At 50.3% G+C, this 18080-nt stretch carries 15 protein-coding genes; 6 read left to right on the top strand and 9 right to left on the bottom strand.

Going from position 1 to position 18080, the window contains the following annotated elements:
- Positions 1–29: 29 nt before the first annotated feature.
- The 7 genes from lpdA to Q0577_RS18655 form a co-directional block, all read right to left on the bottom strand.
- Positions 30–1436: a dihydrolipoyl dehydrogenase gene (gene lpdA, locus Q0577_RS18685; RefSeq protein WP_298738936.1), complete on the bottom strand. Its 1407-nt coding sequence runs from the start codon at positions 1434–1436 to the stop codon at positions 30–32.
- Positions 1437–1617: 181 nt separating this feature from the next.
- Positions 1618–2283 carry an outer membrane lipoprotein carrier protein LolA gene (locus Q0577_RS18680; RefSeq protein WP_298738933.1) on the bottom strand — a complete coding sequence of 222 codons (666 nt, stop codon included), beginning with the start codon at positions 2281–2283 and terminating at the stop codon, positions 1618–1620.
- A gap of 129 nt (positions 2284–2412) precedes the next feature.
- The gene (locus tag Q0577_RS18675) at positions 2413–5016 is read right to left on the bottom strand and encodes a DNA translocase FtsK (RefSeq protein WP_298738931.1); all 2604 of its coding nucleotides are present in this window, start codon (positions 5014–5016) and stop codon (positions 2413–2415) included.
- A gap of 120 nt (positions 5017–5136) precedes the next feature.
- Positions 5137–6576, bottom strand: a complete 1440-nt coding sequence (locus Q0577_RS18670; protein ID WP_298738927.1) for an alpha/beta hydrolase — start codon at positions 6574–6576, stop codon at positions 5137–5139.
- On the bottom strand, positions 6577–6966 hold the full coding sequence (locus tag Q0577_RS18665) for a DUF423 domain-containing protein (protein WP_298738924.1): 390 nt from the start codon (positions 6964–6966) through the stop codon (positions 6577–6579). It lies immediately after the preceding gene.
- A complete protein-coding gene (locus Q0577_RS18660; RefSeq protein WP_298738921.1) occupies positions 6959–7459 on the bottom strand; it encodes a shikimate kinase in 501 nt (166 codons plus the stop codon). Before Q0577_RS18660 ends, Q0577_RS18665 begins: the two co-directional genes overlap by 8 nt.
- A 21-nt stretch (positions 7460–7480) precedes the next feature.
- A complete protein-coding gene (locus Q0577_RS18655; RefSeq protein ID WP_298738918.1) occupies positions 7481–8119 on the bottom strand; it encodes a 4'-phosphopantetheinyl transferase superfamily protein in 639 nt (212 codons plus the stop codon).
- A 28-nt stretch (positions 8120–8147) separates the two neighbouring features.
- On the opposite strand from Q0577_RS18655, the gene dcd reads away from it, so the two are divergent.
- A complete protein-coding gene (dcd, locus tag Q0577_RS18650; RefSeq protein WP_298738915.1) occupies positions 8148–8684 on the top strand; it encodes a dCTP deaminase in 537 nt (178 codons plus the stop codon).
- Positions 8685–8816: 132 nt separating this feature from the next.
- Here the strand turns inward: dcd and xseB are convergent, their stop codons facing one another.
- Both xseB and xseA read right to left on the bottom strand, forming a co-directional pair.
- The gene (gene xseB / locus Q0577_RS18645) at positions 8817–9035 is read right to left on the bottom strand and encodes an exodeoxyribonuclease VII small subunit (protein WP_298738912.1); all 219 of its coding nucleotides are present in this window, start codon (positions 9033–9035) and stop codon (positions 8817–8819) included.
- Entirely contained in the window at positions 9010–10452 is a 1443-nt protein-coding gene (gene xseA / locus Q0577_RS18640; protein WP_298738909.1) for an exodeoxyribonuclease VII large subunit, read from the bottom strand. Before xseA ends, xseB begins: the two co-directional genes overlap by 26 nt.
- Before the next feature lie 641 nt (positions 10453–11093).
- Here xseA and Q0577_RS18635 point away from each other — a divergent pair.
- The 5 genes from Q0577_RS18635 to Q0577_RS18615 all read left to right on the top strand — a co-directional run bounded on the left by Q0577_RS18635 (position 11094) and on the right by Q0577_RS18615 (position 18075).
- Complete coding sequence (locus Q0577_RS18635) at positions 11094–12155, top strand: FecR domain-containing protein (protein WP_298738906.1); 1062 nt, start codon at positions 11094–11096, stop codon at positions 12153–12155.
- Positions 12156–12439: 284 nt separating this feature from the next.
- Complete coding sequence (locus Q0577_RS18630) at positions 12440–13456, top strand: AraC family transcriptional regulator (protein WP_298738904.1); 1017 nt, start codon at positions 12440–12442, stop codon at positions 13454–13456.
- A gap of 113 nt (positions 13457–13569) precedes the next feature.
- Positions 13570–16188, top strand: a complete 2619-nt coding sequence (locus Q0577_RS18625; protein ID WP_298738901.1) for a sugar-binding domain-containing protein — start codon at positions 13570–13572, stop codon at positions 16186–16188.
- 175 nt (positions 16189–16363) lie between these two features.
- The gene (locus Q0577_RS18620) at positions 16364–16903 is read left to right on the top strand and encodes a sigma-70 family RNA polymerase sigma factor (protein WP_298738898.1); all 540 of its coding nucleotides are present in this window, start codon (positions 16364–16366) and stop codon (positions 16901–16903) included.
- Positions 16904–16947: 44 nt separating this feature from the next.
- Entirely contained in the window at positions 16948–18075 is a 1128-nt protein-coding gene (locus Q0577_RS18615) for a FecR domain-containing protein (RefSeq protein ID WP_298738895.1), read from the top strand.
- The last annotated feature ends 5 nt before the right edge of the window (positions 18076–18080 follow it).

Here is an 18080-nt window from a genome sequence, read left to right as displayed (position 1 = left end):
CGGTCTTCAAATATTTACAATGCCTGTGCTTACAGGTGGATAGCTTCGCCGTAAGCCGCTTCTATAGCGTCTTTCACAGCTTCGCTCATCGTTGGGTGCGGATGGATGGAATCCAGCACTTCCTGGTAAGTAGTTTCCAGCTTGCGGGCGGTTACTGTCTGCACGATAAATTCTGTTACATTGTAACCGATAGCGTGTGTACCCAGCCATTCGCCGTATTTGGCATCAAAGATCACTTTTACGAAGCCTTCGGTAGCACCGGCGCCAACCGCCTTACCGGAAGCAGAGAAGGGAAATTTACCCACTTTAACTTCGTAACCTGCTTCTTTTGCTGCTTTCTCTGTATAACCAACAGAAGCGATTTCCGGCGCGCAATAAGTACAACCGGGTACGTTCATATAGTCAATGGCAGCAGGTTTGTGCGCGTATTTCTTTTCGTTGTATGCAATGGCTTCCACGCAAACGATCGCTTCTTTGGAAGCAACGTGCGCCAGCGCCTGACCGGGAACCATATCGCCGATAGCGTATACGCCCGGTACATTGGTCTGATAGTATTTGTCTACCAGTACTTTTCCTTTGTCGGTCTTCACGCCCAGGGCTTCCAGTCCCAGGTTCTCGATGTTGGCGGTGATACCTACAGCGCTCAGCACCACTTCGGCTTCGAGGGTTACCTCTCCGCTCTGGGTCTTTACTTTGGCTTTAACGCCGCTGCCGCTGATATCTACGCTTTCTACGGTAGCATTGGTCATGATCTCCAGGCCTTTCTTCTTGTAGATCTTTTCCAGTTCTTTGGAGATATCCTCGTCTTCTACCGGAACGATGCGGGGCATGAACTCAACGATGGTCACCTTGGTGCCCAGGCTGTGGTAGAAGTAGGCAAACTCCACGCCGATAGCGCCGGAACCTACCACGATCATGGATTTGGGCTGTTTGGGCAGCACCATGGCCTCGCGGTAGCCAATTACTTTCTTGCCGTCTATTTTCAGGTTGGGCAGCTCGCGGGAGCGGGCGCCTGTTGCCAGAATGATATGTTTTGCATCGTGCACAGCAGCTTTACCGTCTTTGTCGGTCACTTCCACCTGGCCCTTGCCTTTCACCTTGCCGGAGCCCATGAGCACATCGATCTTGTTCTTCTTCATCAGGAACTGAACGCCCTTGCTCATTTTATCTGCAGCGCCGCGGCTACGCTTGATCACGCCGTCAAAATCCACTTTAACATCGCCTACAGTGAAGCCGTAATCTTTGGAGTGTTGTATGTTTTCGTATACCTGTGCCGATTTCAGTAAAGCCTTGGTGGGGATACAGCCCCAGTTTAAACAGATACCGCCTAAGCTTTCCCGCTCTACAACGGCTGTCTTAAATCCCAGCTGAGCAGCCCGGATAGCAGCCACATATCCGCCGGGGCCGCTACCAATTACGATTACGTCGTATGCCATAATGCTTGATTTTAATTAAAAACTTGCCAAAGGTAATAAAAAAGCTGAATGCTTTAAGGAATAAAAGCAGAAGGCTAAGGCAGGACGCTGAAAGCAAAAACGCTGAACGCTCCTGCGGTTTGCACCGGGCATTGAGCTTTCAGCGTTCAGCATTATGCGTTCAACACTTTGCGTTCAACGTTTATCGTAAATCCACCACTTCCACGCCGGGATACTTCTTCGGATCAAAAGTGAATGTGGCATCTGTCACATTGGCGTTGGGCGTAAAATTAGTGATCTCATACGTGTACTGGTTGCCATTCTTCTCGAAGATCTTCATCCGGGCAATGTTCTGGTTCTTTTTATCAACAGACAGCAGTACTTTGAACACGGTCTTCGATTTATCGGTAGGCGTCATTTCTATGTTCTGCAGCACTTTACCCTTTTCGGTGGTTTCCGGGTTCAGGCGGTAAAGGAAGTCCTTGTCATAGAAATTGGTGAACAGCTTGGCCGGTGTAATGGCAGTTGCGTTCGGATCTACATTATTGATAGTTACCTCGTTCACATCTTTGGAGTAGGTCCAGGAGGTTTTGTTATCGCTGATGATCTCCTGCCCGTCCATCGTCACTTTATATTTGTTTCCCTTCAGGTAAACGGTACCTTTCTTGGAGTCGTTCACGCTGTTGTTCCCGCCCTGCACTTTCAGCACAAAACTGGCCATAGCAGATTTGAGTGACTGAAACTTCTTGCTCATATTATCCAGTACGGTCTTAGCTTTCGGATCATTCTGGCCTGCTTTGGACTGAGCCGTCCCACTGAATACCAAGCTCCCCATCAACATTCCCATTAATACAATTTTCTTCATCATTAAGACATTTTGGTTTTAAAAGCTCCTGCCCGTCAGTAATTGACTGTCAGTAAGCGCTGTATACTTAGTTATAAGCAATAAGTGTGCAAATTATAGCCAGCTGTTAATAGCTGACAGCAGGTAGCTCATTTATAACAAATCATTAAGAATTTCTTCCAGATCAGATTCAGATTTCACGATGACATCCCGGGCCTTACTGCCCATATTTGGACCTACAATACCCGCCTGCTCCAGCTGGTCCATTAAACGGCCCGCCCGGTTGTATCCCAGCTTCATACGGCGCTGCAGCAGCGAGGTAGAGCCCTGCTGGTTCTGTACAATGATACGGGCGGCTTCCTCGAACAGCGGATCGCGGTCCTGCAGGCTGATCTCTTTTCCTTCCATCTCCTTTTCGTCCACATATTCAGGCAGCAGGAAGGCTTCCGGGTACCCCCGCTGGTCACCAATGAATTCTGCCACTTTTTCCACTTCCGGTGTATCCACGAATGCGCACTGCAGGCGCACCAGTTCACCGTTGAAAGACACCAGCATATCCCCCTGGCCTATCAGCTGCTCTGCGCCGCCAATGTCCAGGATGGTGCGGGAGTCTATTTTGGATGATACTTTAAAGGCGATACGGGCCGGGAAGTTGGCTTTGATGGTACCGGTAATGATATTTACAGAAGGCCGCTGGGTGGCAATGATCAGGTGGATACCAACGGCACGGGCCAACTGGGCCAGGCGCGCAATCGGCATTTCCACTTCCTTGCCCGCCGTCATGATCAGATCGGCAAACTCGTCTATTACCAGTACTATAAATGGCAGGTAACGGTGCCCCCGCTGCGGGTTCAGCCTGCGCTGGATGAACTTCGCATTATACTCCCGGATATTACGGGTGCCGGCTTCCTTCAGGAGATCATAACGCACGTCCATCTCAATACACAGGGCATTGAGGGTATGGATCACCTTCTTGGTATCGGTGATGATGGCGTCTTCCTCCCCGGGCAGCTTGGCCAGGAAATGCTTTTCTATCAGCTTATAGAGGCTCAGCTCCACTTTTTTCGGGTCTACCAGCACAAATTTCAGCTGGGAAGGATGTTTCTTGTACAGCAGGGATACCAGCAAGGTGTTGATACCCACCGATTTACCCTGACCGGTAGCACCCGCCATCAGGAGGTGGGGCATTTTGGCCAGGTCGGCAATAAAGTTCTCGTTATCAATCTTCTTACCGATGGCGATGGGCAGGTCCATATTATTATGCTGGAACTTTTCAGAAGCCAGCAGGGCCCTTAGCGAAACGATGCTTTTCTTGACATTCGGCACTTCTATACCGATGGTGCCCTTACCCGGGATCGGCGCAATGATGCGGATACCCAGGGCTGAGAGGCTCAGCGCGATATCGTCTTCCAGGTTCTTGATACGGGAGATCCTTACGCCGGCGGCAGGCACAATTTCGTACAGGGTAACGGTAGGGCCTACGGTAGCGCTGATCTTCTGTATGGAAATATCGTAATTCTTGAGCGTGTCGATGATCTGGTTCTTGTTCTTGTCCAGCTCAGCGGCATCCTGTATGATCTTTTCGGTATTATGGGTATCCAGCAGGTCCAGACCGGGGTACTGGTAGTCCCGCAGGTCCAGCATAGGATCGTAGGGGTCCGTGTGCACCGGTTCCCTTACCAGCTGGATATCTTCCTCTATATCTTCCGGTTCTTCCTCCGGCATGCTTTTTATTTCAAAAGCCACTTCTTCCGGCGGCACATTCCGTTTCTTTCTGGTAGCGGCTTCTATCGTTTCCTCTATATACAGCAGCGGCTCCACGTTCTCTTCGTCTTCCGTTTTTTCCGGCTCTTCCTGCAGTTTTGCGGCTTCCGCCACAAAGGGAGGCGCTGTCACAGGGGGCGGTATCATGGTAACACCGGGCGTTTCGTCGCGTTCTACCAGCTGCATTTCCTCCTCTTCCACTTCTGTGCTGGCAGCGGGGGGAATCACTACCACGCCGGTATCATTATTTTTCAGGCCGTTCCTGCGTTTCGCCGTAGCGGCGGCTTTATCAGCAACGGTGGCCGCAACGGGAACAGGTTCCGGAACGGGTTTCGGTGCACGGGGCTTACGCTCCGGCCATTTAAAGTCAAAATTGAATTTCCATATCAGCCAGGACATCCCGCACACCAGCAGCAGCAGGGCGGTACCTGTTTTGCCTATGAAGCCGCTGGTCCATTTGATAATGGCGTCGCCCAGGGCGCCTCCCCAGGCAAAACCATCATGGATGGCAATAAATGACATGGCGGCACTGATGAACAGCAAGCCGAATAAAATATGCTTGATATTGCGCCAGATGCGGAATACGCGGCGGCCTACAATAAAATTAATGCCCAGTATAAAACAGAGGTAACAGAAAAAGTAAGAGGCTATACCAAAACCGCTGTAAAAGAACCAGTGGGAAACAAAGGCGCCGAGGCGGCCCAGCAGGTTATCCACCTTGATGTCTGTATTGAACAGGATACGGCCGGAATAACGGAAAACCTTATCCTGGTCTTCCTGCCAGGTGAACAGGTAGGAGGTAAAAGCAATGAAGAAGTAAACCGACAACAGCAGGCACACCATCCCCAATACCTTATGCGTACGCTCGTCCCTGACCAGTTCCTTTACCTTTACTTCCGCTTCCCTATCCTTTTTCAGCACGTTTGCATCGGTGTCATTACTGCGTGGCTTCTTGGTATCCGGTTTTTCTGATTTTAATTTATTCTTCGACATAGATTAATTCAGGGCCAAAAATAGGAAAGTTTATGTTAGCTGTCAGTTTTTAGCTGCCCGCTATCAGCAAATAAGCGTATTTAACCCGCTAACAGCTAATTGCTAACAGCTAACAGCTTTTTATAAACTACTCACGCCCAATATCCATTTGGTAATAAACTCCAAAGCCACCGGGTCTATTGTCTGGTCAAGCGAACTATATTCTTCCACCCGGCAGGTGTTGCAACGCTGGAAGAGGTGGTTCAGGCCCTCCAGGCTGCGTGCGGTTACCCGCTGGTTGCCTCCTTTGAGCAATCCCTCCTCGATTAGCCGGAGGTTGCTCCCGGCTTCTACCTGGAGGTCCATACTGCCATTCACCGCCAATACCGGGCAGCTGATCTTTGGCAGGTAATCTGCCGGGTTAAAGCGAACGGCAGAAAGGGCATACGGCGTATTACGGGCCAGGGAGGATTCCACAAACCCCTCTTCGCTGGCAAAAACGTACCTGTTGGGAATACGGCGGTACATTGCTTTCAGGTAGCCTGCACCTTTTGCGCGGATCACGGCGCTGTCTGTTTCCGTAGCCAGCAGGTTGAACCAGGGCCGGGCATACTCCATGACCCCGCGGAGCACGGAGTCCGGGTTCGGGCCTTCCAGCGATTTCAGCTGCTGCAGTACCTGCGCCAGCTGCGCTTCCTGCTGCTGGCGGCCGGTGAGTCCGGGCCCCGCCATAGATACCACAAAGGCCAGCTCCCGGTTGCCTGCGGCGGCCATCATGGCAATGGCAGCGCCTTCACCATGGCCAATGAGGCCAATCTGCTGCGTATCAACGTCCTTACGGGTACGGAGATACGCTATTGCCGCCTGGAGGTCTGCTGCCTGGTCTTCCAGGGTAGCGCTGTTATAGTCGCCGCTGCTGCGGCCTGCACCGCGGTCGTCATATCTTAATACTGCCAGTCCGTTCTTTGTAAGATAGTCTGCCATCACCGCAAAAGGCTTATGTCCCACCATTTCCTCGTTCCTGTCCTGCGGGCCTGCATCGCTGACCAGGATCACCGCCGGGTAGCGCCGGGCGCTGTCTGATGGGCGTGAAAAGGCCCCTGCCAGGGCAATGTCAGCGTCCTGGCCGCTGAAGATCACCTCTTCCTGGCGGTAGCCGAACGGCGGCTGGGGGTCTTGCGGCCGGCGGTAAAGGTTTTCCTTCCGGATCTCGTCCCGGGAGATATTGAGCGGGAGCTGGCGGCCGCCTTGCTGCAGAAAGCCGTTAAAGCGGTGGTTGGCAAAATCCCAGCCGCCTTTATAGCTGAGGCCGATCTCGTTGATCCGGAAACGAAGCTCGCCGGCGGTATAATCCACACTATCCATGGGCAGGGGCACATTGGTATTGTCCGGACTTTCCAGCCGGCCTTTGTAGCCGCGCTTATTTTTTTCCAGTACGATCAGCAGGCGTTGTTTTTCGCCCATATAGTTGCTGAATATACCGTACCAGGTACCGGAAATGTCATGTGTTTCCTGTGCGCAAAGCGTGCCCGCCTGGCATGTGCACAGGAGCATAGCCAGCAGATATTTTACTTTGATCATTTACTTCATCTTTAGTACACCCAGTAAGAGGTTGATCCATCCCACAATAAAAACAAGCCCGCCAATGGGGGTAATGATGCCTATACCGCGAAGCCCCACATTACTGGTCATTTTGAGCACTGTCAGCAGGTAGAGCGAGCCTGAGAAAAGTATGATGCCGCCTATGAAACACCTGCCCGCCCATAAAAGCTGGGATCCGGGTATATAAGCGTATAAAATGCCTGCGGCGAGGAGGGCAAATACATGATAGAACTGGTAGGTAACGCCAGTCTGGAAGGTACTAACGGTTTCAGGAGGCACCAGCTCTTTCAGCTTATGGGCGCCAAATGCCCCTAAGATAACGGCCAGTGCGCCTAATGCGGCTGCCCATACTAAAAAACCCTTATGCATTCTTTACAATTTCAAATGTATCCAAGGAAATATGATCCGAATCGATAATATACTGCGATTGCTGGTAAAAAGGCAGGCGTTCCGCCATCTTCTTCTCGATAAAAGCGGTCAGGTCTTCATCAGCGAGGTCTTGAATCAGCGGGCGCTTGTATTTCTTACGCTGCAGGCGTTCCACCATGATCGGCACAGAGGGGTTCAGCCAGATGGTAATGCCGTTCTCATTCATGAAGTCCATATTATCCTGGAAGCAGGGCGTACCGCCCCCGCAGGAGATCAGGAAACTGTCCTGCAGCACCAGTCCGCGCAGGATGGCGCTTTCCCTTTCCCGGAAATAATCCTCCCCCTTGGTGGCGAAGATATCGCTCACGGCCATCTCTTCCTCCGCCACGATCACCTCGTCCAGGTCGTAATAGGGCAGATTCCAGTGCTCGGCCAGCTGTTTTCCCCAGTATGTTTTGCCGGCTCCCATGAAGCCGATTAAAAAGATTTTCAAGATGTCTGTTGTTAGTTGTTGTCAGTTGATAGTAGTGGTCCACGCCAGGCACATACCTTCCTCGCCTTCCATAATATAATATTGCAAATATAACCGTGCAATTGTATCCAACCTGTTAAAATTACAGGAGATAAAACCGGCCGGCTGAAAAAGGAATGGTTCCAGCTGTATATGTTCTTTAAAATCAATGCTTCCAAGCCCGTACCATTTGTATACGGCCTCCTTGGCGCTCCAGCACACCGTTTTGTGCGCCAGGGAGTGGAGGGGGTCCATAAAAGCCTGCTCTTCCGGTCCGAGGAACTTATGGGCCACCTTCTCTATTTTAGGTTGCATTGCTTCAATATCGATGCCAACTGAACTCTTTTTACTTACAATGGCCGCTACATAGTCCCGGCAATGGGAGATGGAGAAATGGAAGCTGTTATATTCCAGGACGGGCTTGCGGCTGCTCATCACGCGGATGTCCTGTATCGGGAATTCGGGGAATAGCTCCAGCAGGAGGTAGCGCCCTGCAAAATGCTGTAAACGTTTATGCGGATGATGTATTTCGGGCGAGATATTGACCCGGGACCTGAAAAAGCTTTCGTTCTCTTGTTCACCAATTTTCCACACTCCGAGGCGGGTGCCCTGATCCATTTGTATCGTACGTATTAATGGCATATCTTGCCAAATTAATACAAAATCAGCTATGATCTTATCTGATACCCGCATCCTGGAAGAAATTGAAAAAGGGACCATCGTCATCTCCCCCTTTGACCGGAAATACCTGGGCACCAATTCTTACGACGTGCACCTGGGTAAACACCTGGCTACGTACAAAGACCGGGTACTGGATGCGCGTAAACATAACGAGATCGAACATTTCGAGATCCCTGCAGCCGGCTATGTGCTGCAACCCGGCACCTTATACCTGGGCGTAACCGAAGAATATACGGAAACACATGCACACGTACCTTTCCTGGAAGGCAAGAGCAGTACCGGCCGCCTGGGAATAGACATTCATGCCACCGCCGGGAAAGGCGATGTTGGCTTCTGCAATACCTGGACCCTGGAGATCTCCTGCGCACAACCGGTAAGGATCTACGCCGGCATGCCCATCGGACAGCTGATCTATTTTGTGGTGGAAGGAGAAGTAGCTACGTTCTACAACAAAAAAGGCAATGCCAAGTATAACAGCCGCACCGTGAAGCCGGTAGAAAGTATGATGTGGAGGAATGAGTTCTAGGGATGTAGTGTAGATATAGTAGAGATGTTATGTAGATGTTATGTCTCTTTAAGATACATAACATCTACATAACATCTACATAACATGTACATAATATCCCCGGGGGATTACCGCATCAGTAACGAATACCCGCTACTTCCCTGATGAAGCATTCTTCTCCATCTGCTTAATGATCTTATTCACCTCCGATTCTGTAGACCGCAGCTTTTGCTGGCAGAACTCTATCAGCAAAGCCGCGCGTTTTACCTTTTCCGCTAATATATCTACGGGAACGGATTCGTTCCCGATCTCTTCTGCTATTGTTCTCAGCTCTTCGTAGGCCGCTTCATATGTCAGGTCCTGCTGTTCCATTGCGCTTATTTTTTGCTGTTACGGTTGCGTTCAATGCAGTATCAGACAGCAATATACTGATATCGCTGCCCGGCTCAATATTTACGGCATTCGTGGTGATATGCCCCTTATGGTATACCAGTGCGAAGCCCCGCTTCAGGATGTTGGCGGGACTCACCAGTTTAAAAACAGTGTCATGGTGCTCAATCCCCATTCGTTTATGCTGAAAATAGTTCCTGCTGAAGGAACGGATATTCGCTACCTGGTTGGACAGCTCATTCCTTTTATTGGCCACCAGTATCTGCGGCCGGGAAAGCAGCTGCCCCGACAGCCCTATCAGTGCGCGCTGCCGGTTGCTGAGCACTTCCCGGGCGGTGTTGATCATCCTTTGGTTATAATAGGCCAGTACATCCTTTTGTGTGGACAGCATATCCCTGGATGTGTTGACGATCCGGGTATGGATGGCAGACAGGGCCTGGAAATGGGCAGAGAACAGCTGCTGTGACCTGATCAGGATCAGCTGCTGCATAGCCACCATACCGTCTTCAAAGGCCTTGTTATGGGCAATGATATACTCCGCCGCCTTGGTGGGCGTTTTGGTTGGCGTATGCGCCATCATATCAACGATGGTTTCATTCTTCTGGTGACCGATACCGGTGATCACCGGTATGGGAAAGCGGGCCACGGTTCTGCCCAGGCGGTAGGTATCAAAGATCAGGAAATCGGTCTGCGCCCCGCCTCCCCTGATCAGCACCACGGCATCGTATGGTTTACCGCTGTTGAAAATATCAATGAAGCGTTGCTGCACCTGTTCTGCATTGACCTCTCCCTGCACCACGGTGAAGTAGTTATCCACCACAAAGCGATAGCCAAAACGGTTGTTGTGCAGCGTATGGATAAAGTCCTGGTAACCGGCAGAATTGCTGGAAGTCACCACTGCTATCTGCTGCAGCACCGGCTTCAATGGCAGCTGGTTGTTCCTGGTCAGGTAGCGGTCGCCCACCCTGGTAATGAAGTCCGGGTTCTCTGCCAGCAGCCTGTTCAGGATTTCCTGCTTTTGCTGTTCCAGCAGTCCGATGGTGAAATTGGCGTCAATATCCAGCAGCGTAATCTGCAGGCCATAGACCTGATGGTAGTTAACGGCTACTTTCACCAGTACATTGATACCATTCTTAAACAGCTGGCCGGTAATGCGTTCAAAGTCCTTTATTTTATTGGCGCCTGTTCCCCAGGCCACTGCAGCCACCTTGGCGATGATATCGCCGGCATGATCCTGTTTCTCCACCAGGTCAAAGTAGTGATAACCCCGTTGCTGGTAAAAGGAGTAGTTGGTTACATCGGCAACCACCCAATAGCTTTGACCCGCAAATGCACTGGCAATTGCCTGCTGGATCCTGGCGCTGAGGTCAGACAGCTTTATGTATGGTGTTGCAGACATAAGGGGAAGTTACAAATTCCAAAATCCAAAATCCAAATTCCAAAGGCGAAACGGGTGCAAGTTATGCTAAAATATTTAGTAAGTGCTGAAAATTAACAAATGAGGAAGGAAAGTTGGGAAATAGCTAAAATGGACAAGTCCGTTTTTGTATTTAAAACGATATTGCGTGAGAAAGGTAATATTAAGTTTATCGCTTTTCTATCACCTTTAACAAATAAATTAATTGCTGATAAGGAGCATGTTTAGCATGGCCAATTCACCTAATGCTGATCGTTATTTGAGAGTCATGAGCTGGCAGTTTAATTCACCATATTCAACCAAAACAAAATCGCAGGGGGGCGTAAACATTACGGCCTTGCTATATTCTGAAAAAGCCTGTCGGCCATCCCATGCAACGGGCCATTAATGCCGGATTACTTTTTGACAGATGGATAAACCCCGCGTTTCTCAGCGTTAAGCTAACTATTACGTTCGGGGATACCTTAAAGACAATCTTAAATGAACCTGATTATGAAAATATCCACGATGACTGTTCCGCATGTAAAGATCAAAGTGACTTTAAATAAATACAGCCAATAACATTGCGCTATGTCCTTATAAATTCAAGCATCGAACATTGTACTCAAAAAAACATGCAGTATATGGTTCACTTCGATCCTGACGAATTTATCGAATTACTGGTAAAGTACCATGATGGCGAAGCAAACAAAAAGGAAACACGTTACGTTGAACATCAGCTGAAGGAAAATGCAAGGGCCCGCAGCTTATGGGAGGATGTACTGATCACCTTCGCGGACGAAGATAAACAGCACGGGCACACGCCGGTGAAACGGATGAAACGCCCCCTGCCCTACTGGCTGGCAGCAGCGGCAGCCGTGCTGCTGGTGATTGTGCTGGATAGTATTTACCTCCGGCTGCATAAGCGCCAGCAGGCAGTTCATGATACGCATAAAAAAGCCGTTATCCTCCAGCTGGCAGATGGCCGCAGCATCCAGCTGAGTGATGAACCCGCAGACTCCTTACGCCCTGTGAGCTTACCGGACATCCGTGTGGAAGAGCAGTATGCCCGGCAGGCTAATACACTGATCGTACCCCGTGGGTTTACCTACGCTGTTAAACTGGCGGATAGTACTACCGTTTATATCAACGCGGCCACCCGTCTTAAGTTTCCGCTGGTCTTTAAAGACAGCCGCCGGGAAGTGGAAGTAGAAGGAGAAGCGTATTTTGAAGTGGCTCCTGACCCTGCACGGTCTTTTGTGGTTCATACCGGGCACGCAGATGTAGTTGCGCTGGGCACTTCTTTCAATGTAACCACTTACGACAACCAGTTCAGCACCGCATTACTGACAGGCGCTGTGGTAGTGCTGGAAAAGAACAGGATGATCCAGTTATCTCCCGGCCAGGCCGCGTTTAAAGATCAGGAGAGCGGACAACTGGTAATGGATAACATCATTAATGATACGGTACCGGGATGGGTAAACGGAAGATATGTATTCAGCAAGAAAACACTGAAGGAAGTATGCAGTACCATTGAGCGTTTGTACGATGTGGAGATCATATTTGACAGGCCTGAAATTGCGCAGCAGAAGTATAACGGAGCCGTATATAGGCACGAACCGGTGGAAATATTCCTGGACAATGTTGCCAAAACATTGCGGGTAAAATGGACCTGGGATGAAGAAAAACGCGTGCATCTGAAGTAACAACACCTGCATTAACCCCAAAAAAATATGCTGGTTTTCAGCTCCTGTTATAACATTGCAGTAGTATTAGCTAATTTGTATTGTAATCCCAGCCGGTAGCCAACCCGGCCATTGAAAGCCATTGAAAATACAATCCTGTTAAAAGGCACATCACCGATGCTGCCTCGGGTTCATATAACCAGAGAAGTGACCGGATCAATTCAGTGCCCCCGCTGCACCCTCAAGCAATGGAGGCATCAATGTTAAACTAATGAAATACCTTTTTCTTTGTTTGATCAACGCTTATGCATACATCCGTTCAAACCGACAAGGTTAATGGTAGCGGCGGCATTGTAGTACCAGTACCCTGGGATCTGAAAGGTCTGCTGGCGCCCTGGGCTGATGCAACGTGTATATCCTATGATTTCGGCACGATCGTACGGCAGGTACTGAGCACTCCCGACTACCAGGTTCACGTGGCATTATTCAACATGCACCGTACCGTAACACTTCATCCCACCTGGGATACGCCTACTATCGCCCTGCAGTATATTAAACAGGGCAGGATCTTTTCCAGGTTAAACGGCGCTGAAGAGATCATGCTGGAACCATCCAGGTACAACCTCTTTCACGTAGCCGCCGGTAAACATATTTCACAACCGCAGAAAGGCCTCAGCGAATCATTGCGTATAGAGATCTCCCCGGCATTCCTGCAGGAACTGCTCAGCGCTCACCCCCAGCTGCAGAAAATGCTGGAGCTGCTGCACCAGCAGCACAGAACCGGCGGGCTGCTGGCGCCCGCAAGAATGAACGGGAAAGTGAAGAATATTATTCACGAAATATATCACTGTAAAAAGAACGGTCCCTCCCTGTATCTTGAAATAAAGGCACACATTTACAGCCTGCTCAGTGCATACGATGAAGAACTGACATTAGCCCATGACCTGGAAAACATACAGGGTTCCAAAATGGAGAAGATCATTATGGCTGTGCAACAGTTTATCACCAGCTATCCGCATATCCATGAATGCAGCCTCGAGAACCTGTCGCGCCAGTTCAATGTCAGTCCCTCCACATTGAAAATGCATTTCAAAAAACACTGCCAGGTAGCCCTGGGCGATTTTGTGCAACAGCAATGCCTGCTGAAAGCACAGGAGCTGCTGCTGCTGGATGTAAGTCCGGTAAGGGATATTGCGCAACAGCTGGGATACACCGACGTATCCAACTTCTCCAGGGCCTTCCGGAACTATACCGGCTACACACCCAACCAGGTAAAAATGGATCCTGAAGAGTTCAGGAACAGCCGCAAGCCGAAAGTCTGAAATAAATGTGGAAACGGATGGTACCTTTTTCCCTTCTCTACGTTGTTATGTAAATCCGGCGGCAATGCCGCAGGGGATTACTATGTAAATCACCAATCAACCAATCGTTCAACATGAGCCAATTCAAGAACCTGCTTTCACTGGCCGCGTGCCTGGTGGTCCTGCCAATGACCGTGTGCGCGCAAAGCAGCTGGAAAATGCAACCCGTAGGCATCCAGACACGCTGGGCCAAAGATGTGAGCCCCGATAAAACGCTGCCGGAATATCCAAGGCCCCAGATGGTACGTGCGCACTGGCAAAACCTGAACGGCCTCTGGCAGTATGCCATTACGCCCGGGGATGCAGCCGCCCCGGAACAATTTGATGGCAGCATACTGGTTCCCTACCCGATAGAATCTGCGCTGTCCGGCGTAAAAAAGGCAGTGCTCCCACATCAGCTCCTGTGGTATAAACGCACCATTACCGCACCAGCCAGGCAGGCAGGAGAACGTGTACTGCTGAACTTCGGCGCGGTAGACTGGCAGGCAACCGTTTACCTGAATAATAAACCCGTGGGTGAACACGCAGGTGGTTACCAGCGCTTCTCGATAGATATTACCGATGCACTGCAAAGCGGCAGCAACGAGCTGCTGATAAAAGTGTATGATCCTACAGACCAGGGACCTAACCCGCATGGTAAACAGGTGCTCAACCCCGCGGATATTTACTACACGCCCTGCACAGGCATCTGGCAGACCGTATGGATGGAAGTGATCCCCGCTGCTGCCATTGCGGATATCAAACTCAGCCCGGATATTGACCGGCAGGTGTTGCATGTAAACGTAAAAGCGCCCGCAGATTGTGAAGTGTTACTAACCGCCAGCGCCGGAGGAAAAACAGTCAGCACTGCCAAAGGCACGCCCGGCGCCGATATTGAGCTGCCTGTTAAACAGGCAAAACTGTGGAGCCCCAACAATCCTTTTCTGTATGACCTGAAAGTACAGCTGGTAAAAAACGGGAAAACTACAGACGAAGTGAAGAGCTACTTCGGTATGCGTAAAGTGGAGGTGAAAAAAGATGCAGCTGGCTTTGACCGCATATTCCTGAACAACCAGTACACTTATAACCTCGGTACCCTGGATCAGGGTTTCTGGCCAGACGGTATCTACACCGCGCCCACTGATGAAGCACTGGCTTTTGACATCAGGGCCATTAAGGCCATGGGCTTTAATACCATCCGTAAACATATCAAAGTAGAACCAGACCGCTGGTACTATCACTGCGATAAACTGGGTATGCTGGTCTGGCAGGACTTTGTAAATCCCCCGCACCATATGCCGGAGGGCGCAAAAGAAACATTTGAAAAAGAAGTGGCCGCAACGATGGAGCAACTGCATAACCATCCCTGCATCACCACCTGGGTGCTCTTCAACGAAAAATGGGGCGCCTTTGATCAGCAACGCCTCACGGAATGGGTAAAGCAAAAAGATCCTTCCCGGCTGATTAATGGTCACTCCGGCGAAATACTCTACGTGAACGAGAAGCTGCGCAGCCCCTCACCCAATGCCTGGGTAAGCGCGGATATGACAGACGTTCACTCCTATCCCGACCCGATGAACGCACCTGCCCTGCCAGGGAAAGCGCGCATCCTGGGCGAATTTGGCGGCATTGGGGTGTTTATCCCGGATCACCAGTGGAACCCCATGAACGCCTGGGGATACATCCAGGTAACGCCCTCTGCCCTGAAAGGAAAATACACCATCATGAATCAGCACCTGCAACTGCTGGAGAAAGAAGGCCTCAGCGGCTCTATCTATACGCAGCCGTTTGACGTGGAAGGCGAACAAAACGGACTGATGACCTACGACAGGGAAATTATTAAAATACCTTTTGAAGAGCTCCGCAGGATACACAGCCCGCTGCTGGCAACTGCCGATAATATTCCGGCAGTGAGCGCAAAGGCGGCAGATATTACCGACCCCGGTATTCTGTACAGCCAGTTGTTACAGCAATACGTGGAAGGGAAAAAAGATCCGGCATTCCTGCGCAGGCTGGCGATGTCGGCACAGCAAACCGGCGATAAGTTGGGCGCCCGCAGGGCTGCGGCCGATTATATTGCAGGACTTCAATCTCCCTTTTCCGCAGAAGACCTCTCTTATGTAATGCAGGTAACAACGGGCACAAAGGATGCCGGCTTTGCACTCATACGCCAGCATGCCGAAGAGATCAACCGCACCCTGGGCAAACGGCAGGCCGATGTAAAGATGATGAACCTGATCTACCAGGATGAGATACATCCATATGTATCAAATCCCCAATCCACGCCAGACTGGAATACACTGGCGGCCAATGTAAGCAGCTATGGCGCTCCCGGCGAAGAGATATTGTTACGGGCCAAAACCATTCATTTCCTGAACAAACAGGAATGGGAAAACTTTGCACAGGCGGCCAATGAATACATCGGCAAATACGGTCAGCACCTGAGCGCAGATGAGCTGAACCAATATGCATGGACGGCATTCGAGCAGGTAGAGAACCCTTCCCTGCTGGAACCTGCTTTAAGCTGGAGCCGCTTATCGCTCAAGGCGGGCGAGCAGCCGGCCTACCTGGACACTTACGCCAACCTGCTGTATAAGCTGGGTAAAACGGAAGATGCGATACGCCAGCAGGAAAAGGCGGTAAGCATGCTGCCCGATGCCGCGCTGAAGGAAAACCTGGAGAAGATGAAACGGGGCGAACGAACCTGGAAATAATAACGCGGATCACCAATAGATTCTTAAACACAGGACCGCTTTTCAGCGGTCCTTTCTCTTTATTGCCAGCGGAAAATTGCGCAGATTTTCCTACCTTCATCCAGCTTTTTCAGCGCTCCCGATATACACCTTACAATTGAACAATTGTCATGTAAGCAAACACCGCAAGAAACTTATGCAACCTAAAAGCGATGCATATCTGCTGGCCCAATTGAAAGCCGGTGATGAAGCAGCCTTCACGGAACTATTCAACAAGTACAGATCCGTTTTGTACATGGAAGCATATTACCGCTTAAAAGACCACCAGGAAGCACAGGATATCGTACAGAATATTTTTACCTGGATATGGATGCATAGATCCGCCATCCCTGCAGAAATTACCTTCAGGCAATACCTTTTCCGCGCCGTCCGCAACAAGTGCATCGATAAACACCGGAAATCAAAAACAGTAATGCACTTCATCCGGGAATACGGGTATGCAAAAGAATCCGGCACCAACCAGGTTCCGCTGGAAACAAAGGAGTTATCCCAACAGCTTACCAACGCTATCAATGCTATTTCTGCGCCCGCATCCCGGAAAGCATTTCAGCTGCTCTACCAGGAAGGCAAAAGCCATAAAACAATTGCCCTGGAAATGGGCATCAATGTCCAAACCGTTAAGAACCAGATCAGCCGGGCTTTAAAAGTACTGCGAGGCAAACTGAAAAGCGCCTGATCATCCGTGTTACCTTTTTCCATCATGAACGATTAAATAGTAGTATGCACCCAGACCAGGACTATATCCGACAGCTGGTGATCGAAGAGATTGCCGGTACGATCAGTGAACCGGATGCCGCTCATCTGCGGCAGATCATTGCCGAAAGTTCAGCGGCCTGGGTACTCTATACACAGCTTCACCAGGAGCTGGACAGCTTTGAGGTACGTGCAGCCAGGGAAGCGCTGGCCTATAACCTCACAGCAGCGCAAATTCTTGCTGACAGTAAAAAAAAGAGAAGAAAGCGGCAGGGCATTGCAATAGGCAGCGTAGCCATGCTATTCCTCCTGGGCATCGGCTTATACGCTTACTTCCTTTCTGACAAACCACAGCCGGAGCTGGTTTCCTCCCCCGGCGGACAGCAGTTTGTTCAGCTGCAGATCGGCAATGAAAAAACAATCACGCTTTCTGAAGAAAAACAGCAAATAGCGCTGAAAGGTATCACCTTAAACAATGTTGAGCGAACGCTGAGTTATACAGCAGATAAGGCGCCCGCCGGTGTGGCAACACTACGTGTTCCACCGGGAAAGGACTATAAAATTCAGCTGTCTGACGGCACCGAGGTGTGGTTAAACTCTTCCTCAAAGCTCCGGTTCCCCTTCAGCTTTGATGAAAAGACAAGGGAGATCACCGTTAGTGGTGAAGCCTGGCTGAAGGTAGCTCCTGATCCGCAAAAACCTTTTATTGTGCACCTGCCCAACAGCAGTCATGTAGAGATACTGGGTACTTCTTTTAATGTTAATACCTATAACGAGGACAGGATCAGCGTATCGCTGCTCGAAGGAGCGGTAAAGATGCAAACGCAACGCGAGGCCAAAATACTGAAGCCCGGGCAGCAAACGGTTTATACCCCGGAAAAGGGATTACAACTCACAACTTTTGATAAAGAAGATGTGCTGGCCTGGCAACAGGGGATCTATCGTTTTGAAGACGCTTCCCTGGAAGAGATCTGCCAGGTGATTCCCCGCTGGTATGGCATTGAAGTGATCATTGATAACCCACAGGCGGCGAAGCAGCGATTTACCGGGTCTTTTGACAGGAACCAGGCAGTGCAGGCGTCTTTGGAGCGATTAAAGGCTACGGAGTTGATTGATTATGATTTTGATGAGGAGGGGGTGTTGCATATTCACTAAGCAAC

It is taken from the genome of uncultured Chitinophaga sp. (genome assembly GCF_937898475.1).
GTDB lineage: Bacteria > Bacteroidota > Bacteroidia > Chitinophagales > Chitinophagaceae > Chitinophaga.
This window is presented reverse-complemented; position numbering and strand designations above follow the sequence as displayed.